At 67.5% G+C, this 24429-nt stretch carries 23 protein-coding genes and 1 pseudogene; 12 read left to right on the top strand and 12 right to left on the bottom strand.

Features of this window, described 5'->3' with window-relative positions:
* Window positions 1-3: 3 nt before the first annotated feature.
* The 5 genes from H3309_RS04420 to rpmF form a co-directional block, all read right to left on the bottom strand.
* Window positions 4-375, bottom strand: coding sequence for a MerR family transcriptional regulator (locus tag H3309_RS04420; protein ID WP_182297559.1), 372 nt, complete (start codon window positions 373-375; stop codon window positions 4-6).
* Window positions 375-662, bottom strand: a complete 288-nt coding sequence (locus H3309_RS04415; protein ID WP_182297558.1) for an integration host factor subunit alpha — start codon at window positions 660-662, stop codon at window positions 375-377. Before H3309_RS04415 ends, H3309_RS04420 begins: the two co-directional genes overlap by 1 nt.
* A 63-nt stretch (window positions 663-725) precedes the next feature.
* On the bottom strand, window positions 726-1685 hold the full coding sequence (locus H3309_RS04410) for a beta-ketoacyl-ACP synthase III (RefSeq protein ID WP_182297557.1): 960 nt from the start codon (window positions 1683-1685) through the stop codon (window positions 726-728).
* Complete coding sequence (plsX, locus tag H3309_RS04405; RefSeq protein ID WP_182297556.1) at window positions 1685-2737, bottom strand: phosphate acyltransferase PlsX; 1053 nt, start codon at window positions 2735-2737, stop codon at window positions 1685-1687. Before plsX ends, H3309_RS04410 begins: the two co-directional genes overlap by 1 nt.
* A gap of 35 nt (window positions 2738-2772) precedes the next feature.
* A complete protein-coding gene (rpmF, locus tag H3309_RS04400; protein WP_182298488.1) occupies window positions 2773-2952 on the bottom strand; it encodes a 50S ribosomal protein L32 in 180 nt (59 codons plus the stop codon).
* Window positions 2953-3244: 292 nt separating this feature from the next.
* On the opposite strand from rpmF, the gene H3309_RS04395 reads away from it, so the two are divergent.
* From H3309_RS04395 to H3309_RS04375, 5 genes are all read left to right on the top strand, one after another.
* Window positions 3245-3625 (top strand): MAPEG family protein, encoded by a 381-nt coding sequence (locus tag H3309_RS04395; RefSeq protein ID WP_182297555.1) that lies wholly within the window; start codon window positions 3245-3247, stop codon window positions 3623-3625.
* An 8-nt stretch (window positions 3626-3633) separates the two neighbouring features.
* A complete protein-coding gene (gene nagZ, locus H3309_RS04390; protein ID WP_182297554.1) occupies window positions 3634-4695 on the top strand; it encodes a beta-N-acetylhexosaminidase in 1062 nt (353 codons plus the stop codon).
* 105 nt (window positions 4696-4800) lie between these two features.
* On the top strand, window positions 4801-5565 hold the full coding sequence (locus tag H3309_RS04385) for a segregation and condensation protein A (protein ID WP_182297553.1): 765 nt from the start codon (window positions 4801-4803) through the stop codon (window positions 5563-5565).
* Between the two features lie 30 nt (window positions 5566-5595).
* Window positions 5596-5850: a type II toxin-antitoxin system HicA family toxin gene (locus H3309_RS04380; protein ID WP_182297552.1), complete on the top strand. Its 255-nt coding sequence runs from the start codon at window positions 5596-5598 to the stop codon at window positions 5848-5850.
* Window positions 5847-6212, top strand: a complete 366-nt coding sequence (locus H3309_RS04375) for a type II toxin-antitoxin system HicB family antitoxin (protein WP_182297551.1) — start codon at window positions 5847-5849, stop codon at window positions 6210-6212. The genes H3309_RS04380 and H3309_RS04375 overlap by 4 nt, the downstream gene beginning before the upstream one ends.
* Here the strand turns inward: H3309_RS04375 and H3309_RS04370 are convergent.
* Genes H3309_RS04370 through sseA form a run of 3 tightly spaced genes read right to left on the bottom strand, consistent with a single transcriptional unit; the run spans window position 6190 to window position 9653 of the window.
* On the bottom strand, window positions 6190-7632 hold the full coding sequence (locus H3309_RS04370) for an amidase (RefSeq protein WP_182297550.1): 1443 nt from the start codon (window positions 7630-7632) through the stop codon (window positions 6190-6192). The two genes, H3309_RS04375 and H3309_RS04370, sit on opposite strands and share 23 nt — an antisense overlap.
* Entirely contained in the window at window positions 7633-8856 is a 1224-nt protein-coding gene (gene metC, locus H3309_RS04365; RefSeq protein ID WP_182297549.1) for a cystathionine beta-lyase, read from the bottom strand.
* Entirely contained in the window at window positions 8811-9653 is an 843-nt protein-coding gene (sseA, locus tag H3309_RS04360; RefSeq protein ID WP_182298486.1) for a 3-mercaptopyruvate sulfurtransferase, read from the bottom strand. The genes metC and sseA overlap by 46 nt, the downstream gene beginning before the upstream one ends.
* A 136-nt stretch (window positions 9654-9789) precedes the next feature.
* On the opposite strand from sseA, the gene H3309_RS04355 reads away from it, so the two are divergent.
* Both H3309_RS04355 and H3309_RS04350 read left to right on the top strand, forming a co-directional pair.
* Window positions 9790-10356, top strand: a complete 567-nt coding sequence (locus H3309_RS04355) for a hypothetical protein (RefSeq protein WP_182297548.1) — start codon at window positions 9790-9792, stop codon at window positions 10354-10356.
* A 78-nt stretch (window positions 10357-10434) separates the two neighbouring features.
* Window positions 10435-15042: an NAD-glutamate dehydrogenase gene (locus H3309_RS04350; protein ID WP_182297547.1), complete on the top strand. Its 4608-nt coding sequence runs from the start codon at window positions 10435-10437 to the stop codon at window positions 15040-15042.
* 146 nt (window positions 15043-15188) lie between these two features.
* Here the strand turns inward: H3309_RS04350 and H3309_RS17705 are convergent.
* Both H3309_RS17705 and H3309_RS04340 read right to left on the bottom strand, forming a co-directional pair.
* Window positions 15189-15290 (bottom strand): annotated as a pseudogene (locus H3309_RS17705) (PEPxxWA-CTERM sorting domain-containing protein); the annotation flags it as partial.
* Between the two features lie 1173 nt (window positions 15291-16463).
* A complete protein-coding gene (locus H3309_RS04340; RefSeq protein WP_182297546.1) occupies window positions 16464-17687 on the bottom strand; it encodes an SAM-dependent methyltransferase in 1224 nt (407 codons plus the stop codon).
* A gap of 258 nt (window positions 17688-17945) precedes the next feature.
* Here H3309_RS04340 and H3309_RS04335 point away from each other — a divergent pair, with 258 nt between their 5' ends.
* The gene (locus H3309_RS04335) at window positions 17946-20213 is read left to right on the top strand and encodes a TonB-dependent receptor (RefSeq protein ID WP_182297545.1); all 2268 of its coding nucleotides are present in this window, start codon (window positions 17946-17948) and stop codon (window positions 20211-20213) included.
* On the opposite strand, the gene H3309_RS04330 is transcribed toward H3309_RS04335, so the two are convergent.
* Together H3309_RS04330 and H3309_RS04325 are read right to left on the bottom strand one after the other, a co-directional pair.
* Window positions 20210-21202, bottom strand: coding sequence for an IS481 family transposase (locus H3309_RS04330; protein WP_182297544.1), 993 nt, complete (start codon window positions 21200-21202; stop codon window positions 20210-20212). The genes H3309_RS04335 and H3309_RS04330 overlap by 4 nt on opposite strands.
* 70 nt (window positions 21203-21272) lie before the next feature.
* A protein-coding gene (locus tag H3309_RS04325; protein ID WP_243453903.1) for an IS5 family transposase occupies window positions 21273-22032 on the bottom strand; the annotation gives its coding sequence in 2 pieces (ribosomal slippage) (window positions 21273-21713 and window positions 21715-22032; 759 coding nt in all).
* Between the two features lie 257 nt (window positions 22033-22289).
* On the opposite strand from H3309_RS04325, the gene H3309_RS04320 reads away from it, so the two are divergent.
* From H3309_RS04320 to H3309_RS04305, 4 genes are read left to right on the top strand one after another with little or no spacing between them, the layout of a single operon-like run.
* Complete coding sequence (locus tag H3309_RS04320; protein WP_182297543.1) at window positions 22290-22898, top strand: sigma factor-like helix-turn-helix DNA-binding protein; 609 nt, start codon at window positions 22290-22292, stop codon at window positions 22896-22898.
* Window positions 22899-22903: 5 nt separating this feature from the next.
* Window positions 22904-23263, top strand: coding sequence for a hypothetical protein (locus H3309_RS04315; RefSeq protein ID WP_182297542.1), 360 nt, complete (start codon window positions 22904-22906; stop codon window positions 23261-23263).
* Window positions 23264-23288: 25 nt separating this feature from the next.
* Window positions 23289-23705 carry a hypothetical protein gene (locus tag H3309_RS04310; protein WP_182297541.1) on the top strand — a complete coding sequence of 139 codons (417 nt, stop codon included), beginning with the start codon at window positions 23289-23291 and terminating at the stop codon, window positions 23703-23705.
* Window positions 23687-24418 carry a JAB domain-containing protein gene (locus H3309_RS04305; RefSeq protein ID WP_182297540.1) on the top strand — a complete coding sequence of 244 codons (732 nt, stop codon included), beginning with the start codon at window positions 23687-23689 and terminating at the stop codon, window positions 24416-24418. The genes H3309_RS04310 and H3309_RS04305 overlap by 19 nt, the downstream gene beginning before the upstream one ends.
* The last annotated feature ends 11 nt before the right edge of the window (window positions 24419-24429 follow it).

The following is a 24429-nucleotide window of genomic DNA, read 5'->3' as shown; positions in this document are numbered from 1 at the left end:
GTCTCAGGCCGCCAGCGCCGCGGCCAGCCGATCCCGCACCGCCCGCAGCGCCGCCAGATCGACCCCGCCGGCCCCCGGTGGGACCGGTTCTGCTGCCGGCTCCGCCCCCGTCTCCCCGCTCAGCGCGCCGACACCTTTCGTCGCGATCAGCTTCTGCACGCCCTTCACCGTATAGCCCTCGCTGTGCAGCAGCCGGTGCAAGGCGGCCGCCAGGGCCACATCCGCCGGGCGGTAATAGCGCCGGTTGCCCCCGCGCTGCAGCGGCTTCAGCTGCGGAAAGCGCGTCTCCCAGAAACGCAGCACATGCTGCGGCACGCCCAGGCTCTCGGACACTTCGCGGATCGTGCGAAAGGCGCTGTCGCTCTTGTCGGTCATCAGTCGTTGATATGTTGCCGCAACAACTGGCTCGGCCGGAAGGTCAGCACGGTACGCGGCTGGATCGGCACCTCCACGCCCGTCTTGGGATTGCGTCCGATCCGCAACCCCTTCTTGCGCAACATGAAGCTGCCAAAGCTCGACAGCTTCACATTTTCCCCGTTCAGCAGCGCGGCCGAAATTTCGTTCAGCACGCCTTCCACCAGATCGGACGATTCCGCCCGCGACAGCCCGATCTCGGCATGCAGGCGCTCCGCCAGGTCCGCCCGCGTCAATGTCTGCGCCATCCCGCACCCTCCAGTCCGAGTCCTGGACCCAAGCCTACCCGGCTTTTCCAGCCATGAACAGGTTCAATAACGAACCGCCACCGCGCCCCAGGTGAAACCGCCCCCCATCGCCTCCAGCACCAGCAGGTCGCCCCGCTTCACCCGGCCGTCGCGCACCGCCACGTCCAGCGCCAGCGGCACCGACGCCGCCGAGGTGTTGGCATGCTCCCCCACCGTCACCACTACTCGCGCCGGATCGAGCCCCAGTTTCCGCGCCGTCGCCTCCAGGATGCGCGCGTTGGCCTGATGCGGGATCACCCAGTCCACATCCGCCGCGCGCGCGCCCGCCGCCGCCAGCACCTGCTCCAACACCGCCGCCAGATTGGTGACCGCGTGGCGGAACACCTCCCGCCCCTTCATCCGCAGCTTGCCGACCGTGCCCGTCGATCCCGCGCCGCCATCGACGAACAGCAGCTCGTTATGCCGCCCGTCGCTGTGCAGCGCGCTTGCCAATATGCCGGCCTCGCCCTCCTCGGCGCGCAGCACCACCGCCCCCGCGCCGTCACCGAACAATACGGCGGTCGCCCGGTCGTCCCAGTCCAGGATGCGGCTGAAGGTCTCGGCGCCGATCACCAGCGCCGTGGTCGCCGCGCCGCTCTTCAGCATCGCGTCCGCCACCCCCAGCGCATAGATGAAACCACTGCACACGGCAGCGACATCGAACGCCGCGCCGCGCACCATCCCCAGCCGCGCCTGCACCCGCGTCGCCGTCGCGGGAAAGGTCTGTTCGGGCGTGGCGGTCGCCACGATCACCAGGTCGATGTCCGCCGCCGCCATCCCCGCCGCCGACAGCGCCTTCTCCGCTGCCTCCACCGCCAGGTCGGCGGTCGTCTGCCCGGGCGCCGCGATGTGCCGGGCGCGGATGCCGGTACGCTCGACGATCCATTCGTCGGACGTGTCCATGGTCGCCGCCAGCTCCGCATTGGTCACCCGCCGCGGCGGCAGCGCGCTGCCCGTGCCGCGGATGACGCTGCGCCGCGCCATTATTTCGCGGCCACCACCATCGCCGGGCGATGCGCGCTGAAATTGGCGAGGTCGGCGCGGATCTTCGCCTGGATGTCCTGTGTCACCAGGTCATGCGCCACGCCGATGGCGTTGGCGAACCCCTTCACCGTGGCGCTGCCATGGCTCTTCACCACCACGCCATTCAGCCCCAGGAACACCGCGCCATTGTGATTGTTCGGATCGAGATGGTCCCGCAGGGCGCGCAGGGCCGAGCGGGAGAGCAGATAGCCGATCTTGGTCAGCCAGCTGCTGCGATAGGCATTGCCCAACAGGCCGGTCACCAGCTTCGCCGTCCCCTCCGCCGTCTTCAACGCGATATTGCCGGAAAAACCATCGGTGACGATCACATCCAGCAGCCCCTGGCCGATGCCATTGCCCTCCACAAAACCGCTGAACTCCATCGGCAGGTCGGCACCCGCCGCCCGCAGCAGCGCGGCGGCATCCTTCAGCTCCTCGGTGCCCTTCATATCCTCTTCGCCGATGTTCAGCAGCGCCACCTTCGGCCGTTCCAGCGCCAGCACGGTACGCGCGAACGCCGCCCCCATCACCGCGAACTGCACCAGATTCTCGGCATCGCATTCGGTGTTGGCACCCAGGTCCAGCACCACCGAATCGCTGCGCAGCGTGGGCATCAGCGCCACCAGCGCCGGCCGCTCGATCCCCTCCATGGTGCGCAGCGCCAGCTTCGCCATCGCCATCAGCGCGCCGGTGTTGCCGGCGCTCACCGCCGCCTGCGCGGCGCCCGATTTCACCGCCTCGATCGCCAGCCCCATGCTGGTGGACTTCGCCCGGCGGATCGCCGCGCTCGGCTTGTCGGTGCCGGCAACCACGCCGTCCACATCGACAATCTCGGCTTCCGCCGCAATGCGCGGCGCGGTCTTCAACTCCGCCTCGATGCGGGGTTTCTGTCCGAAGATGCGAAACCGCAACGCCGGATAACGCTCGCGGGCGAGTTCCGCGCCGGCGATCACGATCGCCGGGCCGACATCACCCCCCATGGCGTCCAGCGCGATGACCGGATTGTTGTTCACCCCGGATGCCTAAGCGCGCCCCCCGGCAAAGTCCATCAGGCTGATTGCGCAATCACTTCACGGCCATCATAAAAACCGCAGGCAGCGCAGACATGGTGCGGCAGCTTCAGCTCGCCGCAATTGCTGCATTCCTGATGCTGCACCGCCACCAGCGCGTGGTGGCTGCGCCGCATGTTGCGCCGCGAGGGCGATGTTTTACGCTTGGGAACGGCCATAAGGGCACCATAATCCTGTTCTGGGCACGGAGAACGCCCCCGCGCATCGGCTCGAATCGAGCGCGGTTCCTTAAAGCAATCGCGCCATAACGCAAGATACGCGCTGCACGCGAATGTCATCTGGCCGCGAATTCCCGGCGCGGATTCCTCATCGCCGCGAATTCCAGGCGCGGATTCCTTATCGCCGCGAATTCCAGGCGCGGATTCCATATCGCCGCGAATTCCAGGCGCGGCGCTTGCGCCATCGCCCGCGTGCGCGCACCATATCGGCATCGATCTGGGGAGTTCGACCATGCCCATCACGCTCATCACCGCCGGCGCCTTTGGCTTGCTGCTCATCATCCTGTCCGTGCGGGTTACGCTGGTGCGCCGCGCCGACGGCATCTCGCTGGGGGATGGCGGCAATGCCGAACTGCTCGCCCGCGCCCGCGCCCAGGCCAATTTCACCGAATATGTCCCCTTCGCACTGATCCTGATGGGCCTCCTGGAAAATGCCGGCGCCGACGTGCGCTTCCTCGCCGGCCTCGCCATGCTGCTCTTCGTCATCCGCATCCTGCACGCCATCGGCATGGCCCGCCCCGCGCCCAACACGTCGCGCGTCATCGGCACCGCCGGCACCTGGACCATCCTCGCCATCCTCTCCGGGGCTGCCATTTTCGCCGCGGTCGCCTAAGGGGTCCCATGCTTCCGGTCTTCTTCGGCCTCGCCGGCCCCGTCCTCACGCCCGACGAGCGCGCGCTGTTCGCCGCCTGCAACCCCGCCGGCTACATCCTGTTCAGCCGCAACATCATCTCCGCCGACCAGACCCGCGCGCTGACCGACGACCTGCGCAGCCTCAGCGGCAACCCGCGCCTGCCGATCCTGATCGACCAGGAAGGCGGCCGCGTCGCCCGCCTGAAAGCCCCCGCCTTCCCCGCCTTCCCGCCCGCGGCGGACTTCGGCCGACTCTACGATCGTGCCCCGATCAGCGCGATGGCCGCCGCCCGCGCCAACGGCGAGGCGCTCGGGCAGCTGCTCTCCTCGCTAGGCATCAGCGTCAACTGCACCCCCGTCGCCGATGTGCCCGTGCCGGGCGCGCATGACGTCATCGGCAACCGCGCCTTCGGCACCGAACCGCTGCGCGTCGCCGCGCTGGCCCGCGCCACGCTCGACGGCCTCAACGCAGGCGGCACCGTCGGTGTCCTGAAACACATCCCCGGCCACGGCCGCGCCACGCAGGACAGTCACCACGCCCTCCCCCGGGTCACCGCCGGCGCAGGCGAGCTGGAGACCGACCTCGCGCCTTTCATCCGGCTGAAGGACGCGCCCATGGCGATGACCGCGCACATCCTCTACGACGCCTGGGACCCGGCGCTCTGCGCCACCCTCTCCCCCGCCATCATCCACAACATCATCCGCACCCGCATCGGCTTCGACGGCCTGCTGATGACGGACGCGCTGGAAATGCATGCGCTGGGCAGCCAGCCGGGCGGCAACGACATGGCCGCCCGCGCCACCAACGCGCTCGCCGCCGGCTGTGACATCGCCCTCCACTGCCTCGCCGATTTCGCCGAAATGGCCGCCATCGCCGACGCCTGCCCCCCCATCACCCCGGCCGCCACCGACCGCCTCACCCGCGCGATGGCCTGGCCGACAGCGACCGACCCGGCGCAAGACCCGGCGGCGACGCGGGACGAGCTGCTCGCGCTGATCGAGGCTGGCGAACCGGTCATGCAGCCCGCATCGCCCGTCGATGTCTGGTAAGCAGCACCTGAACGGCTCTCCCCCGGCACGGGGGAGCGACTCGGCGCAGCCGAGCGGAGGGGGCCAGCGAGCGGGAGGGGGCCAGCCGCCCCTGCGCCGCCGCCCATGACCGACTTCGCCGAAGACCCGCCGCGCGTCCCCGAGGCGTCCGACACGCTCACCATCAGCCTCGCCGCCTACGAAGGCCCGCTCGACCTGCTCCTCACCCTCGCCCGCACGCAGAAGATCGACCTTGCCGCCATTCCCATCCTGCCGCTGGTCGACCAATATCTCGCCTTCATCGCCGAAGCGCGTCGCCTCCGCCTCGAGGTCGCCGCCGATTATCTGGTGATGGCCGCCTGGCTCACCTACCTGAAATCGGCGCTGCTGCTGCCGGCCGATCCAGAGGCCGACCCGGACCCGCAGGAACTCGCGGCACGGTTGGCCCATCGCCTGCAACGCCTCGAAGCCATGCGCGATGCCGCGGCGAAGCTCATGGCGCGCGACCTCCTCGGCCGCGACGTCGCCATGCGCGGCAACCCCGAAGGCCTGCGTGTCGTCCGCCACAGCGTCCACGAGGCCAGCCTCTATGACCTGCTCAGCGCCTATGGCGCCCTGCACGCCCGCCGCGCCACCCAGATCTGGTCGCCGCACGCCCGCGGCGCCATCGTCACCCTGGAACAGGCGCTGGAACGATTGAACGGCCTCCTGGGCACCGCCCTCGAATGGACCGACCTCCGCCGCTTCCTCCCCGACACGCCCGACCCGGCACTCGCCCGCAGCAGCCTCGCCAGCCACGTCGTCGCCGCCCTCGAACTCACCCGCCAGGGCCGCCTCACCCTCACCCAGCCCACCCCCTTCGGCCCTCTGCTGCTGCGCGCCAATCCTTGACATCGCCAAACGCTTGCACAATATGCTAGCGTGAACAGCAAGCAGCAGCGGACGCTTCGCGCCGTCTTCACCGATCCCGTCAGTCCGTCGCTGGCCTGGGCGGACATCGAAGCGCTATTGCTGGCCGCGGGCTGCATGGTGGTCGAAGGCAATGGTTCGCGCGTACGGTTCGAACGCGACGGGCTGATCGCCAGCTTCCATCGTCCGCATCCGGCCAAGGAAGCCAAACGCTATCAGGTGCGCGACGCCCGCGACTATCTGGCGAAACTTGGAGTAACCCCATGACCGGCATCATCCATTATCGCGGCCACAGCGCCCGCATCGAATTCGATCCCGACGACATGATCTTCACCGGCCGCCTCGCTGGCATCAACGATGTCGTCGGCTTCCACGCGACAGACACCGAAACGCTCATCCGCGCCTTCCATGATGCCGTCGACGATTACGTCGAAACCTGCGCGCGCCTGGGCAAGGTGGCCGAGAAACCCTTTTCCGGCCGCGTCATGTTCCGGGTCCAGCCCGAGGTGCACGCGAAAGCAGCCCGCGCCGCCCAACTCGCCGGCAAAAGCCTCAATCAATGGGCCGCCGAGGCCTTGCAGGCTGCCGCCGAGCGATCGCCGGGTCTTACCCCCGCCAGCGCGCCGTGAACGCCCCTGTGGCCTCCAGCTCGGCCGCCAGCTGCAGCAACAGCGCATCGTCGCCAAAGCGCGCCTGCGCCATGACCCCGATCGGCAGCCCATCGGCCGACATCCCCAGTGGCAGCGTGATCGCCGGCGTGCCGGTCAGGTTGGCCAGCCCGGCGAAGGGGCAGAAAGCGGTGTAGGTCGCGGTGAATTCGTCGACGTCGGGGTTGGACAGGCTCAGCTTGCCGATCTCTACCGGCGGGCAGGCGAGCGTCGGGGTCAGCAGGATATCGTGCCGCCCGAAGAAATCATCCATCGCCGCCCCCGCCGCCTCGATGACGCCCAGCGCCGCCTGCAACGCCGGCGCGCTCCGGGCATGCCCCATCCGGTGCCAGTTGGCGACCGCCGGCTCCAGCTCGTCCGCGCGGAACGAACGACCCAGCGCGGCGGCGCGTGCGTCGATGTCGGCGGCGGTGCAGGCGGCGATATTGGTGATGTTCGCCGCCATCAATGCCGGCATGTCGATCGCCGGGCGATCCTCCGCGAGGCCATGACCCAACGCCGACAGCCGGGCAACCGCCGCCTCGAACACCTGGTCGACATCGGCATGATTGGCCACCCCGAACCCCGACTGACGCATCACCGCGACCCGCAGCCGCCGCAGCGGCGTCCGCAGCGCGGCGGCAAATCCCGCGGCCGGTCGCGGCGGCTGCACTCGACTCCCGGGTTCGGCGCCGGCGAACACATCCAGGAACGCCGCCAGGTCCCGCACGCTGCGGGCAATCGGCCCGATGCCCGACAGGCCGTTCCACGCGGTCACATGTGCCGGCCCGGTGGGGATCAGGCCGCGCGAGACCTTCAGCCCCGGCAGGCTGCAGCAGGACGCCGGCACCCGCACCGAACCCCCGCCGTCGCTCGCCTGCGCCAGCGGCACCACGCCCACTGCCACCGCCACCGCCGCCCCGCCCGATGACCCGCCGGCGACCCGCCCCGGATTCCACGGGTTGCGGGTGATGCCCGTGGCGACGCTCTCGGTTGTCACCGTCAGCCCCAGCTCCGGCGTTGTCGTCTTGCCGAAGGTCATCAGCCCGGCGGCGTCCGCCAGGTCCATGAAGGTCGAATTGCGCGCCGGCACCTGTGCCATGAAGCGGCTGCCAGCCCAGGTCGGCACACCCGCGATGTCCACCCCCAGGTCCTTCACCAAAAAGGGCACACCCGCCAGCGGACCCCCGGGTCGCTGGCCTTGGGGCACCGCATCGAACGCCGCCGCCGCCGCCCGCGCCCGCTCATGGCAGCGCTGCGCCAGGAAGTTGAACACCGGGTCCATCGCTTCCCCGCGCGCGATCGCCGCCTCCAGCAACTCGCCCGCGCTCACCTCTCGCGCCGCCACCCGCGCCGCCAGCCCCACCGCATCATCGCTCGCCAGCATCGCGTCCGCGCTCATTCAGCTTCCCCCCACAGCCGCCGCGAACCGCGCCAGCCCCGCCTCCAGATCGGCGATCAGGTCGCCCACATCCTCCAGCCCCACATGCAGTCGCAGGCACAGCCCCGGCGCCTGCCACCGCGTCACCCGCCGCAGCCTTTCCGGCGAGCAGGGGATCATCAAACTCTCATAGCCACCCCAGCTGAAACCCAGCCCGAAATGCCGCATGCCGTCGCATAGATGCGCCGCATCGGCCCGGCTGCCCGCTTTCAGCACCACACCGAACAACCCCGAAGCCCCGCTGAAGTCGCGGCGCCACAGCGCATGCCCCGGGCAGCTCTCCAGCGCCGGATGCAGCACACGGTCGACCAGCGGATGCGCCGCCAGCCAGCGCGCCACCTTCAGCCCGCTCTCCTGATGCCGCGCCAGCCGCACGCCCATGGTCCGCAGCCCCCGCAAGCCCAGCGCCGCGTCGTCTGCCCCCACGCACAGCCCCAGCTGCCACACCGTCTTCTGCAGGTCGCGCCAGCGCGCCGCGTTCGCCGTCACGCTGCCCAGCATGGAATCGCTATGCCCCACCACATATTTGGTGCAGGCCTGCATCACCAGGTCGCAGCCATGGCGAATCCCCTGGAAATACAGGCTCGTCGCCCAGGTGTTGTCCAGGATGGTCACCACCCCCGCCTCCCGCGCCACCGCGGCCATGGCCGGCACATCCTGCACCTCGAAGGTCAGGCTGCCCGGGCTCTCCAGCAACAGCGCCGCGGTGTTCGCCCGGAACAACCCCGCCACCCCGGCCCCAATCAGCGGGTCATACCATTGCGGCTCGATCCCGAACCGCCGCATCAGCCCGTCGGCAAAGGCACTGGTCGGGTCATAGGCGCTGTCCGGAAGCAGCACATGGTCGCCCGCCTTGGCGCAGCTCAGGATCGCCGCGGTGATCGCGCTTACCCCGCTCGGCATCAGCATCGTGCCCTCGGCGCCCGGCTCCAGCCCGGTCAGCGCCTCCCGCAGCGCCCAGGTCGTCGGCGTCCCCTTGCGGCCATAATAAAGGTTCGCATCGACATCGCGGTTGGCCGCGTCCATCGCGGCGATCGTCTCATACAGCACCGTCGAGGCGCGATAGAGCGGCGGATTGACGATCCCGTGCGTCCACGCCCGCCGTCGCCCGGCCTCGACCAGCCAGGTGTCGGCCTCGCTCAAGCGGCGCCCGTCACCACCGGCGTATCGGGAAGCGCCCCCCATTCGGCCCAGCTGCCATCATACAGCGCGGCCTTGCCGTTGCCGAGGCGGTGCGCGGCAAACACGATGTTCGCCGCCGTGATCCCGCTGCCGCAGGTCGCGACGAGCGGCTTCATCGGATCCACCCCCGCCGCCGCGAACGCCGCCTTCAGGCCATCGATATCCTTGTAGGTGCCGTCCTCGTTGAACAGCTCGGAGGAGGGCAGGCTCTTCGCCCCCGGCATGTGCCCGCCGCGCAGGCCCGGCCGCGGCTCCGGCTCGCTGCCGGCGAAACGCCCCGCCGGCCGCGCGTCGACCACCTGTTCCTCATGCGTCTTCAGGTTGGCGCGCATCGCCGCCAGGTCACGCAGGCCGGCCTTGTCCGCCCACACGGTGAAGTGGCGATGCCGGATCACCGGCTTGCCGCTCTCGATCGCGCCACCGGCCGCCTTCCACGCCGCCAGCCCGCCGTCCAGCACCGCCACATTGTGCGCGCCGAACAGCGTGAACATCCACCAGGCGCGGGCGGCCGAATGCAGCGGGCTGTTGTCATACACGATGATGCGGCTGCCATCGCCCAGGCCCATCGCCTGCGCCCGGCTGGCGAACTTCTCGGGGCTCGGCAGCATGTGCGGCAGGCCCGAGGAGGCATCGGTCACTTCGTCCAGGTCCAGGAACACCGCGCCCGGGATATGCGCCGCCTCGAACTCCGCCCGGCCGTTCCGGCCATGGTCGGGCAGGAACAGGCTCGCATCCACCACCCGCACATCGCTCTTGCCCAGCTCGCCCTTCAGCCACTCCGCCGTCACCAACGCGTCCATCATGCCTCGCCTGTTTGTTCTGATTCCGCCCCCATTTACGGTCGCCGCGCCGACATTGCCAGTGCCCCCATGCGATTCAAGCTTTGCCGCTCCCCGCCGTCACTGCCATCGTCACCCCCATCATCGGACCCGCCGCATGTTCCACACCCGGCCCAGCCCCCCGCCGCTGCCGCTGCCGCCCCTGCCCCTGGTCGCCGAAATGGGCATCGAACGCCGCCTCGTCCGCCGTGCCGAGGCGCTCTGGTCCCGGCTGCACAGCCCCGACGCCCTGCCCGCCGGCGCGCACGCCGAGACGCTGCTCGCCTACCCCTTCGGCCCCGTCGCGCTGCACATCGCCGCGCTCGACGGCGCGCCTCGCCTCGTCACCGCCGGCTGCGCGATCCGCCGCCTGCTGCCGCGCGCCGCCCTCCCCGGCGCCCCCCTCGACCCGCGGCCCGAAACCGGCGCGCCCCTGCTTTCACAGGCCGCCGCGCTCGCCCGCCTGGCCCACCGGCGCGGCTGGCCCGCCCGCATCGACGGCGAGTTTCCGCTCGATGGCCATGACGGCGCCCTGCTGCTGCGCGCCGTCGCCCTGCCGCTCGCCGACCACAGCGCCATCCTCGTCGCCAGCTGGCGGCAACTGCTCGGCGCGGCCGAGACCCGCGCCCTCCAATCCGAATTTCTTGCGGCCATGGCCAAATATTCTTCGCTTCCCGCGCACTGATCCCATTCGCACCCGTCTTGAACGGGTCACGCCGAAAGCGCATAGCAGCCGGGTTTTCCGACTGCTTCTGGAGCCATCATGGGCCAATCCGCCCCCAAAACCGCCGATTTTGCCCCCGAACTGGCCGATTGGCTCACCCGCGCCGCGCCGCCCGGCGAACTGGACGGTCTCGACCGCCACGCCCTCGCCCTGCTCGCCGCCGCCGCCGCCGATGCCATCCGCACCCGCGCCCCCGACGCCGACATCGTCCATCTCGGCGCCAGCGAAGGCGAAGCCGGCGCCCGCCGCATGCGCCTCATCCTGAACACCGGGGACCGGCCCTTCCTGGTGGACAGCGCCACCGCCGCCGTCGGCGCCGCCGGCCTCGCCATCGAGCGCCTGCTCCACCCCGTCATCCCGGTCAGCCGCGATGCCGCCGGCGCCATCACCGGCATCGGCAGCGGCCCGCCCGAATCGCTGATCGTCATGGATGTGGAACGCGCCCCCGCCCGCGCCCGCGCCGCCCTCGCCGAGCGCCTCGCCGACGTCTATGCCGATGTCCGCATCGCCACCCGAGACTGGCAGCCGATGCTGGCCCGCCTGCGCGCCGCCGCCCGCAGCCTCAATGACAGCCCGCCCCCGCTCGCCCCGCACATCCTGGCCGAAACCATCGCCTTCCTCGAATGGCTCGCCGCCGACAATTTCACCCTGCTCGGCAGCCTCGACGAGAGCGGGCCGCTGGGGCTGTTCAGCGCCACCGACCGCTGGCCCGCCCCGGCCGACCCGGCCACCGCCGACGCCGTCGCCATCGCCAAGTCGCCGCTGCGCTCCACCGTCCACCGCGCCGTCCCGCTCGACCTCATCAGCGTCCGCCGCTTCGACAGCATGGGGCGCGCGGTCGCCACCAGCCACTTCATCGGCCTCTTCACCAGTTCGGCGCTCAGCGAATCGCCGCGCCGCGTGCCGCTCGTCCGCCGCAAGGTCGCCGAGGTCACCGAACGCCTGCGCTTCGATCCGCGCGGCCATGCCGGGAAGGCGCTCTCCCACATCATCGAAACCTTCCCGCGCGACGAGCTGTTCCAGATCGACGCCGACCGCCTCGCCACCATGGCGCAGGGCCTGCTCAGCCTGCTCGACCGCCCGCGCCCGCGCCTGTTCGCCCGCGCCGCCGCCGACGCCACCATGAGCGTCCTCGTCTATGTCCCGCGCGACAGCTACTCCGCCGACCTGCGCACCCGCATCGGTGCCATGCTGGCACAGGAAACCGGCGGCCAGATCAGCCGCTTCGACGTCGAACTCCGCTCCGAAGGCCTCGCCCGCGTCCACTACATGCTGGACGGCATCACCACCCCGCCGGACGAAGCCGGCCTGGACGCCGCGCTCGCCCACCTCGTCCGCGGCTGGGAGGAAGCAATCGAAGCCGCGCTGGTCGAGCGCACCGGCGCCATCCGCGCCGCGCGTCTCACCCTGTCCCACGGCCGCGCCTTCAGCGCCGCCTACCGCAACGAATTCACCGCCACCGACGCCGCCGAGGACATCCTCCGCCTCGCCAGCCTCAGCTCGCCGGACGAGCGCGACATCGCCCTCTACCGTCAGCCGGGGGATGACGACCGCACGCTGCGGCTGAAAATCTACCGGCTCCAGCACATCATCCCGCTGTCGGACGCGGTGCCCGTGCTCGAAAATTTCGGCTTCCGCGTGATCGAGGAAGTGCCGTACGACCTGAAGGGCGGCAGCCTCGGCTGGATCCATGATTTCCGCCTCGAACTGCCGGTCGCCGTCCCCGACCTCGCCGCGCTCACCGCCCGCGTCGCCCCGGCACTCGACGCCGTGTTCACCGGCGCGCAGGAAAATGATCCCTTCAACGCCCTCATCGCCCTCGCCAGCCTCAGCGCGGAGGAGGCGAACTGGCTGCGCGCCTGGTTCCGCTACCTGCGCCAGACCGGCGTCGCCTATGGCCTGCAAACCGTCGTCGACGCGCTGAAACGCCACCCCGTCGCCACCGCCGCGCTCCTCGCCCGCTTTCGGGCCGACCACGGCCCCGGCGGCCACACCCCCGATCAGGCAGCGACGGGCGACGCCAGTGCCGCCGACAGCGCGTTTGCCACCGCGCTCGATGCCGTCACCGCCATAGACGACGACCGCATCCTGCGCCTGTTCCACGCCCTCATCGCCGCCACGCTGCGCACCAACGCCTTCGTCCAGCCCGAAGCGCTCGCCTTCAAGCTCGACAGCCACGCCGTCCCCGGCCTCCCCAAACCGCTGCCCTGGCGCGAAATCTGGGTCTATTCCCCCCGCGTCGAAGGCATCCACCTGCGCGGCGGGCCGATCGCCCGCGGCGGCCTGCGCTGGTCCGACCGGCGCGACGATTTCCGCACCGAGGTGCTCGGCCTCGTGAAGGCGCAGATGGTGAAGAACGCCGTCATCGTCCCCACCGGCGCCAAGGGCGGCTTCTACCCGAAACTGCTGCCCGCCCCCTCGAACCGCGATGCCTGGCTTGCCGAAGGCACCGAAGCCTACAGCATCTTCATCCGCGCGCTGCTCTCGATCACCGACAACATCGGCCCCGCCGGCATCATCCCGCCCGGCGGCGTGGTCCGCCGCGATGGTGACGACCCCTATCTCGTCGTCGCCGCCGACAAGGGGACCGCCACCTTCTCCGACACCGCCAACGCCATCGCGGAGGCGCAGGGCTTCTGGCTCGGGGACGCCTTCGCCTCGGGCGGCAGCGTCGGCTACGACCACAAGGCGATGGGCATCACCGCCCGCGGCGCCTGGGTCTCGGTCGAGCGCCACTTCGCCGAACGCGGCGTCGATGTCGCGACAGACCCGATCACCGTCGCCGGCGTCGGCGACATGTCGGGCGATGTCTTCGGCAACGGCATGCTGCTGTCGAAGGCGCTGAAACTGGTCGCCGCCTTCGACCATCGGCACATCTTCATCGATCCCGCGCCCGATCCCGCCACCAGCTGGGCTGAACGCGCGCGGCTGTTCGCCCTGCCCCGCTCCAGCTGGGCCGATTACAACGCCGAGCTGCTCAGCCCCGGCGGCTTCATCGTCCCGCGCGACCGGAAGGCGATCCCGCTCACCCCGCAGGCGAAGGCACTGCTCGACCTCAGCGCCGACAGCGTCAGCCCGTCGGAACTGCTGTCCGCCATCCTCCACGCCCGAGTCGACCTGCTCTGGTTCGGCGGCATCGGCACCTATGTGAAGGCGGCGGCCGAAACCCATGCGGAGGTCGGCGACCGCGCCAACGACGCGCACCGCGCCGACGGCGAGAACCTCCGCGCCACCGCCATCGGCGAAGGTGCCAACCTCGGCGTCACCCAGGCCGGCCGCATCGCCTTCGCGCGCCGCGGCGGCCGCCTCAACACCGATTTCATCGACAACAGCGCCGGCGTCGACACCTCCGACCACGAGGTCAACATCAAGATCGCACTGGGCAACGCGGAGGCCGCCGGCCGCCTCACCCGCCCCGACCGCGACACGCTGCTCGCCTCGATGACCGACGATGTCGCCGCGCTCGTGCTCGCCGACAACAGCGCCCAGACCCTCGCCCTCTCGGTCGCGGAGGCCGCCGGCGGCGCCGCGCTCGATGCCCACATCCGCCTGATGGACGCCCTCGAGGCGAACGGCCGCCTCGACCCGCGCGTCGAAGGGCTGCCCACCCCGCAGGAGCTTGCCGAGCGCAAGCGTCTCGGGGTCGGCCTCACCCGCCCGGAACTCGCGGTCCTCCTCGCCTATGCCAAGATGGAGCTGAAGGACGCACTCGTCGCCAGCGATGTCGTCGCCGACCCGCTGCTCGAAGCCGACCTGATCGCCGCCTTTCCCGCCGCGATGCAGGGCGCCCACGCCGACGACATCCGCGGCCACCGCCTGCGCCGCGAGCTGATCGCCACCAAGCTGGCCAACCTGCTCGTCAACCGTGGCGGCCTCACCCTGGCGCACGACCTTGCCGGCGACATGGGCTGTCCGCTGCCACGCATCGCCTCGGCCTTCGTCGCCGCCCGCGCGCTCTACGACCTGCCCGGCCTGTGGCGCGGCATCGACAGCGCCGCCGTCCCTGCGAAAACCAGCCTGGCGCTGCACGCCCAGGCCGCGCTCGCCACGCGGGAACTGGTCGCCGACCTGGTCCGCCGCTCGGGTGCCGACAGCCCGTCCGGCCTCGTCGACCGCCTCGGCCAACGCCTCGCCTCGCTCGGCACCCAGCTCGACACGCTGCTGCGCCCGGAACCCCGCGCCCAGGTGGAGCGGGTCCGCGCCACCCTCGCCGCGCTCGGCACCCCCACCGCGCTCGCCGACCGGCTGGCGCAGCTCCATGCCCTCTCCGGCGCCGCCGGCATCGCCGCGCTCGCCGGCGACCTCAATGTCGATGAATCCGCCGCCGCCAACGCCTACACCCGCCTCGGGGAGGCGCTCGGCCTTGACTGGGCGAAGGGCGCCGCCGCCACGCTCACCCCCGCCGACAGCTGGGAACGCATGCTCGCGGCCTCGCTGGTGCGCGGCTTCGAAACCATGCGCCTCGCCCAGATCCGCGCCATCACGCCGCCCGGCGCCGACCCGCTCGCCGCGACCGAGGCCTGGCTGGCGCAGGCGGACACGGCGCCGCTCACCCGCGCCATCGCCGCCGCCCGCGCCAGCGGCACCCCCACCCTGCCCATGCTCGCCCACCTCGACATCCTCGCCAGGGCCACCCTGACGCCATAGCCACACCCCTCCCGTTCACGGGAGGGGCGACTCGGCGACAGCCGAGCGGGGGTGGGCCCTCCCCTCCCTCCTGTGAGCGCAGCGAACAGAGAAGGGAGGGGGCGACTCGCGTCAGCGAGCGGGGGGTGGGTTCCCGGCGCCGCGTCCTACGCCATCACCCTTACCACCGCCTCCCGCCGCCGCATGGCAAAGCCCACCATGCCGAACCCGGCGATCAGCATCGCCCAGGTCGCCGGCTCGGGCACCGGCGGCGGCGGCGCCATCTTCACCGGCCGCTGCACCACGAAGAAGATCTTGTCCGGCGACGGCATGTCCATCCCCCAGATGTTGGTGATGTTGGCCTTCTTCGGATCATAGATTCCGGTCTGCTCCTTCAGCCCCTTCTTCGGGTCATTCTGGTCGGTGTCATGCGCCACCGTCACGCTGAACCGCCCATCCTTGAACTTCGTCAGGCCCACCACGCTCGCCACATGGCCGATGCGCTGCACCACCTTGCGCTTGCCCATCATCACCTCCCGCCGGTCGAACACCGACAGCTCCACCGCCGCCCCCTTGTCCATCAGGTCCAGCACCTTGGACCAGTCCTCCAGCACGAAACTCTCGACCGGCAGCTTCTTGTCCTTCAGATAGGCCGCCTTGTCCTTGCCCCAGTTGATCGCCGCGCCATTGGGCGGGTTCACCTTCAACCCCTTCTGCAACGCCTCCAGGCTGATGTCGTCCTTGTCCATCTTCAGGTCATATTTGCCGTTCAGCCATTTCAGCCCGTTGGAAACGCCCGCCGGCGCGCACAGCATCGAGCCGCACTGCTGCTGCTCGAACTTCTCGATTTTCGCCTCCTTCTCCACCTCGTCGCCCTTCATCGCCATCGGCAGTCCGACATATTGGAACGCGCCATCACCGATCGCTGGCCCCATCACCATGTCCAGCGGCAGCACCCGCGCCACGCTGTCCATCCCCGGCGCCGCCGCCAGCGGCCCGGCACTCAGCGAAAAGCCGTAATTCACCTGTGCAACCGCCTGCCCCGGCGCATTGCCCAGCGAAAAGGCATAGCTGTTGCTGGCCATCGCCCCCGCCCCGCCAAAGGACTGGAACGGCATGTTCTGGATGCGCCACTCGCCATCCACCACCAGGTTGACATAGGACGGCGCCGCGCTCCCCAGCGCGCTCACCTCCAGCACCCCCCAGTCGCTCAGCGGCACGCCCACGCCGGGCACACCGCCACCGCCACGGTAATCCAGATTGGCCTGGCCGAAAGTCAACAGGGTGGAGGCCGCCACCGGCCCCATCCCCAGCACTGCCACCAGTGCGCCCGTCAGCATCGCTTTCATCGTCATATCCTCTCGAACGAACGACCCGGACAGACTACGAACCCCCCCGCGGCACCGATGCAGCCGCCACCGGCAAATCATCCCTAACCCGGCTTAACCCCCCTTCGACCGATAGCCGGCCTCCGCCGCCGCCATGTAATCCCGCGTCAGCGGCACGGCATCGCGCCGCTTCGCCAGCTGCATCTGGAACACCATATGGTCGTCATACTGGAACGCATTGCGCGCCCCCCACAGGTAAAAGGCCCACATCCGCCAGAAGCGCGCGTCATACAGCGCCTCGATCTCCGCCCGCTTCGCCGCCGCCCGCTCATACCAGGCCTCCAGCGTCCGGGCATAATGCAGCCGCAGGATCTCGATGTCCGTCGGCCACAGCCAGGCCCGCTCGACATGCGGCATCACCTCGGACAGCGCCGGCGTATAGCCGCCGGGGAAAATATACTTCGCCGTCCAGGGATCCGTCGCCCCCGGCCCGCTCACCCGCCCGATGCTGTGCAGCAACGCCACGCCGTCATCGGCCAGCAGCGCGTACAGCTTGCGGAAGAATTCGCCATAATGCGGCCGCCCGACATGCTCGAACATCCCCACCGACACGATCCGGTCGAACCGGCCCTCGACGGCACGATAGTCGATCAGCTCGAACCGCACCCGGTCGGCAACCCCCGCCGCCGCCGCCCGCTGCCGCGCCACCTTCAGCTGCTCCTCGGACAGCGTCACCCCCAGAACGTCCACATCGGCGACGCGGTTGAGGTACAGCGCCATCCCGCCCCAGCCGCAGCCGATGTCCAGCACCCGCTGCCCCGGCATCAGGCACAGCTTGCCCGCGATATGCGCCTTTTTGTCCGCCTGCGCCTGCTCCAGGCTGACATCGCCATCGAAATAGGCGCAACTGTACTGCCGGTCGGCATCCAGGAACAGGTCATACAGCCGGTCGCTCAGGTCATAATGATGCGCCACATTCCGGCGGGAGCGCCGCGCGAAGTTCACCTGGTCCACCTTCGCCGCGATCGCCTGCTGCCGCCACAGCCCCACCCGCGTCGCATTGTCCCCGTCCCAGCGCAAATTATACGCCACCAGGTCCAGCAGCGGCCGGATGTCGCCTCCCTCCGGCACCAGCCGTCCGTCCATCCACGCCTCGCCCGCCCCCAGCGCCGGGTTCAATCCGATCGCCCGCGCCGTCGCCGCGTCGGTGATCCGCGCCCGGACCGGCGGCCAGTCCGGATGCGGCACGCCAAAGCGATGCTCGGCACCCGCCGCATCCACCAAGATCAGTTCCCCCACCCGGATCGCCCGGCGCAACAATCGGCTCAACAACCACATGCCGCTATCATGCAATCACCGTCGTCACCGCGCAACTCCGGCAGCCGTTTGCGGAAATTCCGCTCATCCTCAGCCTGTCGAACGACGGCCATTGGAAGGATGGCCACACCGCCCTGCGTCCGCCGGGCCACAGGCCTGATGCAAAAAACAGCCCTGCCCTGTTTGCTAGTGGCCAACCGCACCCGCCGCGCCAGAAAGTCGCACCAACGCGCATCACGCCAGCAAGAGCGTGCGCCGACTTTTGGGAGGAAGCCACCGATGACCCTGTTCCGCACCGCGCTGCTCGCGTCCGCCACGCTCGCCGGCCTCGCCGCCGCGCCTGCCCTCGCCCAGACCGCCGCGCCCGCCGCCCCGGCCGCGAACGCGGACCAGGGGCTCGAAGACATCCTCGTCACCGCCCGCCGCCGGGTGGAGAGTATCCAGGATACTCCCGTCGCGGTCAGCGCCATCTCGCCGGCCACGCTGGCGAACGCCGCCGCGCCGGACATCCGCGACCTCGTCGGCCGCACCCCCAACCTCGTCATCGACGCGGTCAACGCCGGGCCATCGGCCGCCGCCATCGCCATCCGCGGCATCAGCTTCGAGGATATCGAGAAGAGCTTCGACCCCGCCGTCGGCGTCCTGATCGACGGCGTCTATCTCGGCACCAACACCGGGCAACTGCTCGACTTCTTCGATTTCCAGAAGATCGAGGTGCTGCGCGGCCCGCAGGGCACGCTGTTCGGCCGCAACACCACCGCCGGCGTCATCAATATCGAACGCACCAAGCCCACCGGCGTCCTCGGCGCGAAAATCCAGGGCACCGTCGGCAACTATGGCCGCCGCGACCTCCGCACCGTCATCAACCTGCCCAAAATCGGCGACGCGCTCAGCCTCAAGGGCTTCTGGCTGCACAACGAGAGCGGCGACTTCTACAACAATGTCACCCTCGGCAAGGATTATGGCGGCCGCCGCTACGACAATTACGGCCTCACCGCCCGCCTCGAACTCGGCGATTTCGACGCCACCGTCACCTACGAGCGCGTCAACGAGAACACCGAGATCGACCAGTCCGCCACCAGCAGGACCGGCGTCGACCTGATCTGCCTTCAGGTGCCCGTCCCCGGCGTCGGCCTCATCCGCCCCACCGGCATCCCCAACGCGCAGTGCGACCGCAACACCGGCGATGACCTCTACACCACCTTCAGCAACGTCCCCGGTTTCGCCAGGAACGACGGCGACAATGTGACGATCAACGCCAACTACAAGCTCGGGAGCGTCACCCTCACCAGCGTCACCGGCTGGCGCTCCAGCGTCGAAACCGTGCGGCAGGATTTCGATTCCACCAGCATCAACTTCTTCGACACCCGCCGCGAACAGACCTACCGCCAGTTCAGCCAGGAGCTTCGCGCCAGCGGCGAGGTCGGCGAGGCGATCAACTATGTCGTCGGCGGCTATTATTTCAACAGCAACTACACCCTCGACCAGACCACCTTCTTCGGTCCCTTCCTCCAGGCCGCCGCCGGCCTGCCGGCGCAGGGCGGCAACCGCGTCAACCACACGGGCAAGTCCGCGGCCCTGTTCGCCGACGTCGTCGTCAAGCTCGCCGAGGGTCTCAACCTCACCGTCGGCGGCCGCTACACCTGGGACACGAAGCGCATCAGCAACGACATCTTCAAGACCGGCATTCCGGCGCTGATCGCCACCCCCAGCGCCAAATGGAAACAGTTCACGCCCAAGGCCAGCCTCGACTATAAATTCTCCGATGATGTGCTGGGCTATGCCAGCTACTCGCGCGGCTACCGCGCCGGCGGCTTCAACGGCCGCGCCCAGACGCTGTCCTCCGCCAACACCCCCTACAACCCGGAAAAGGTGGACAGCTACGAACTCGGCCTGAAGACCGAGTTTCTGGAGGACCGCGTCACGCTGAACATCGCCGGCTTCTACACCAAGTACAAGGACAAGCAGGAAGAAGTGGTCCGCGCCGCCCCGCCGCCCGCGGGCCAGGAAACCATCGTCAGCAACGCCGCCAGCGCCACCATCAAGGGGCTGGAGGCCGAGTTCCGCGCCCGCGCCACCGACGAGCTGACCCTCAATGGCTCGCTCGGCCTGCTCGATGCGAAATATGACAGTTTCCCCACCCTGATCGGCGCGGCGATCGTCGACGTCTCCGGCCGCAAGCTGCGCCGCACCCCCGATGTCAGCGCCTCCTTCGGCTTCGACTATGTGCTCCCCGTCGGTCCCGGCGACCTCATGCTCGCCGCCAGCTACCGCTATGTCAGCAGCTACCAGACGACGATCGTGGGCGCCTTCGGCAACCCGCAGGCGAACGACCCCCGCGGCCTCGCCGGCGCCCGCAACGTGGTCGATGCCAGCCTCGGCTACCGCTTCGACGTCGGCGGCACGAAAATCCGCATGTCCGTCTTCGGCCGCAACCTCACCGACGACCGCGGCCTCAACAGCACGCTGCCCGTCGCCGGCCTCTTCACCTTCTCCGCCGCAAGACCCCCGCGCACCTACGGGGCGGAACTGGGGGTTGAGTTCTAGATGTTTAGTCCCGGCATTTGATGGGTTGGATTGATGGTGAATCGGTTTGGCTGGGAAGTCCAGCATTTGCAGATGAACTCGTAGGGTGTGAGGCCCTTGAGGGTCTTCATCCTGCGGCCGAAGTTGTAGGCGCTGATGAAGTCGGCGAGATGCTGCCGGAGCTGGTCGTGCGTTTCGTAGTGGAAGCGCTTGACGGTTGCTTCCTTGATCGTCCGGTTCATGCGCTCGACCTGGCCGTTGGTCCAGGGATGGCGGGGCTTGGTGAGCCGGTGATCGATATCGTTCTGGGCGCAGGCCAGTTCGAAGGAGTGCGCCCAGAACCGCTCACCGTTAGCGATGGCTTCCTTGATAAGCGGGGCGGCTGATCCGCCAGCGCCAGGTGTCGTGAAGTGGATGCCGTTGTCGGTGAGAACGGTATGCACCTTGTAGGGCACGGCTTCGATGAGATGGCGCAAGAAGTCACCCGAGATCCTGGTGGTGGCCTTCTCATGCAGCTCGACGAAGGCGAACTTCGAGGTACGGTCGATGCCAACGAACAGGTAAAGCCTGCCTTCTGCCGTGCGCACCTCAGCAATATCGATGTGGAAGTAGCCGATCGGGTAGGTCTTGAACTTGCGCGTGTTCGGCTTGTCGCCCTCCACCGACGGCAGCTGGGAGATGCCATGCCGCTGCAAGCAGCGGTGAAGGGACGAGCGCGTGAGATGGGGCAGGCTTGCCTGCAAGGCATAGAGACAGTCATCGAGCGGCAGCAGCGTGTGGCTTCGGAACGCGACGATCACCGCCTCCTCCTCGATCGACAGCACCGTGGAGCGCACTACCTTCGGGCCGGTCGGCAAATCAGCTGTCGACGTGCGCCGCTTCCACTTGGCGATCGTCTTCTGGTTTACCCCGTGGCGCTTCGCCAACGCCCTCAGGCTCTCTTGACTATGCTGTATCGCTCGACGGACTGCCTCTGTCGTTGTGGCGCCCCCGTGCAGAACCTGTCCCATAGTGCCTCCCTCCATGCAGGCGAGAATAATGCACCATCAAAATCTGGGATCAAACACATAGGCTCAGGACTCATTGCGGCAACCAGAAGATGCTGGTGGCGGCGATGCAGATGGCGGACATGAAGGTGTGCGCGCAGCGGTCGTAGCGGGTGTGGATGCGGCGCCAGTCCTTCAGCTTTCCGAACATGTTTTCGATCAGGTGGCGCTGGCGGTAGAGCACTGGATCGTGCGGGATATGGGCTTTCCGGTTCGACTTCGAAGGGATGCAGGCGACGGTTTTGCGCGCCGCCAGCGCTTGGCGGAACCAGTCGCCGTCATAGCCTTTGTCGGCGATCATCGCTTTGGCCCTGGGCAAGCTGGCGAACATCAGGGCGGCTCCCTTGTAGTCGCTCATCTGGCCCTCGGAGAGCATCATCCCCAACGGCCGGCCCTTGCCGTCGCAGACCGCATGCAGCTTCGAGTTCAGGCCGCCCTTGGTCCTTCCGATACGTGGAGAACAGCCCCTTTTTGAGCAGGCTGGCAGCGGTGCGATGGGCCTTCAGATGCGTGGCATCGATCATCAGCATGTCCGGCTTTCGTCCCTTGGCTGCCAGCTCGGCGAAGATGCGGTTGAACACACCGAGCCGGCTCCAGCGGATGAACCGGTTGTAGATCGTCTTGGGCGGGCCATACTGTGCCGGCGCATCCCGCCACCGAAGCCCATTCCCGATGACGAAGATGATCCCCAAGATTACCCGCCGGTCGTCCACCCGCAGAATGCCGTGCGACAGCGGAAAATAGGGCTCAATCCGGCGCATCTGCGCCTCCGACAACCACCGAAACTCCGCCAGGGCAGCACCTCCCAATGCCGCCAGTGAACCAGAAACCAACCACCTTGAGAATCCCTCTAATGGGTCATGAGCCTAAGCTGTGCAGATGGACCGAGCTACCTCTGTCAGCCCATTCTAGATAGTATCCATTAACCGTCTATCGGTTAATTAATGTGAAAGATTGCTTGCACGGTCTACGCCACTTTGTTAGCGCCGCAATGGGGTCGGTTTGAAAATGAAACAACCTTTCAACAGGTTGTTTCAAGGGGTAGCCGATCATGGAGAATACCGATCTATTGGCCCGTGTGGCAGAACTGCCTGAAGCGTCCAAGATCATAATTCGTCTTGTTAACAAGCACTTGACCTCAAAAGAGATCGCAAAGGCGCTGTCGATCTCGCCTAATGCGGTCGATATGCGTTTGCGTTATATGCTTACACGCACGGGGGCCCCGTCACGGACAGCATTGGCACGCGCGCTTGCACATCATGAGCAGCTCAAATCCTTCACTGATGGTCAGTCTCAATCAACGGTCATAGCTGAAGCGTTGGCGGGAGTGCATTGGGTCGCCTCGGCAAGACCTGATGTACCGGTGAACTATCGAACAAGCGAGCCTATGCAAATACGTGCTGCATATCAGCTTGCAGAACCCGATGCCTCGCCGGGCCATGTGGCCCTGTCGTCGATCCATGATGGCATGGTTGGAGGAAATTGGAACTGGATTATCAACTGGACTCTGGACAACACGGACGGCTGGCGCAAACGAATGGTGGTGATTTTTGCCATTGCTGCCTTCGCGGCACTAACTGTCAGTTCACTTATTTCCAGTATTCATGCCTACAAACATCTTCATGAGTCGAGTTTCCAGCCGACACGAAAGAGAGGGTAACGTTGATGAACGAGAATGATCTTACCACAATTGCTAGACAGATTGCAGAGCAACTGTTCGATACCGAGGAGGCTGTAGATAATGCCTTAGAAAAGCTCGCTTTGTTTATCGCTTTCATGCCAGTTGCTCGGCGCAATGCAAATCTCTCAATTGGATTTGGTCAGGTTGCCATTCGTCGCATGACAGCAGCTGTCGATAAGATAGCCGAAGTACGGCAGCAATTGGCAGGCGCGCACAGCGAGCTTGCTGACGCCCAATCGAAGCTAGGGCTGGACGCGGTTGCTTTTGGCGGTTTTTCCGATAAGCCTGGGCGCCGACACATCATGTCTGCGCCTACTTTGCGGCTAGTGGACCAGGCTGCTTGAGGCGGTCTGGAGACGGGGCAGAGGCATGACTTGGAATGAAATCCTGTTCGCCGCTGTCTTGTTTCCTATCTGCTTTTACGCAGTCTGGAAGGGCAGCGCCCCTGAGCGCCTTGCTGTCGTGACCATCTTAGCAGCATCGTTCCTGACACCATTCACGGACCGTGCAGGGTTCGACAGGGTGGAGAAGGGAATTCTCCTGATCGACATGGGAGTGATGGTAAGCTTTGGAGGAATTGCGTTTACCGCCAATCGTTTTTGGCCCCTATATGCAACTGCCTTTCAAAGCGAATCAGTGCTGATCCACGCGCTGCACATTTCCCCGGTTCCAAACCCGCTCGTTTATGCCGACAGCATTGCTATCTGGGCCTATCCGGTCCTTGTCGCACTGGCACTCGGCACATGGCGCGAATCAAGGAAAACACCATGGCTGATATTTCCATGACATTTGAGCGCCAAGATAGCTTCACCAAGCACTACCCCTGCACAGCCATCAGCGATCCATTAACCAGTGCTGATGCTATGGCAATCGAGTTGCTTTGCAATGCCGGCACAACCGGTGCGACAGCCCGGCATTTGGTGCGGTCTCTGGGCGGCGGCGCGCGCGCCATTACCGCGTCGCATGGCCTCTTAGCGATGCATGGTGCAACACGATCGGAGATCGCGATCCTTCAACGGCTAAAGGATCTTCTCTTTTCTGTGACCAAAGCAAGGATCGATGATCGACCAGTCTTGGACAATTCCGAATCGCTGATCGATTATCTGCGGCTTGTGCAAGGGCACAGTGCCCGCGAACATGTGCGTGTCCTGTTTTTGGATGCGCAGTATCGTCTTATTAAAAACCATCACATTAGTGATGGTGACGCTCACCAATCGCTCATCTGCCAACGTCAGATTCTCGGGGCTGCGCTGCAATGCGACGCGTCCTCGTTAATTCTTGTACACAATCATCCATCTGGCGCATGTACATTCAGTCAAAAAGATATCGTTGCGACACGCTCTCTTGTCCTTGCAGCGCACGTTGTGGAGCTCGATGTGCTGGATCACATTCTTGTCACAAGTGACGACGCGGCTAGCATGCGGCGGGACATGCCCATTGTCTTCTGTGAAGGCGCCGCCAGGATGGCCGACGCTGAACAGCTTGCGTTGGCGGCCTGAGAGCGCCGTTC

Source organism: Sandaracinobacteroides saxicola, assembly GCF_014117445.1.
In the GTDB taxonomy this organism is placed as follows: domain Bacteria; phylum Pseudomonadota; class Alphaproteobacteria; order Sphingomonadales; family Sphingomonadaceae; genus Sandaracinobacteroides_A; species Sandaracinobacteroides_A saxicola.
This window is presented reverse-complemented; position numbering and strand designations above follow the sequence as displayed.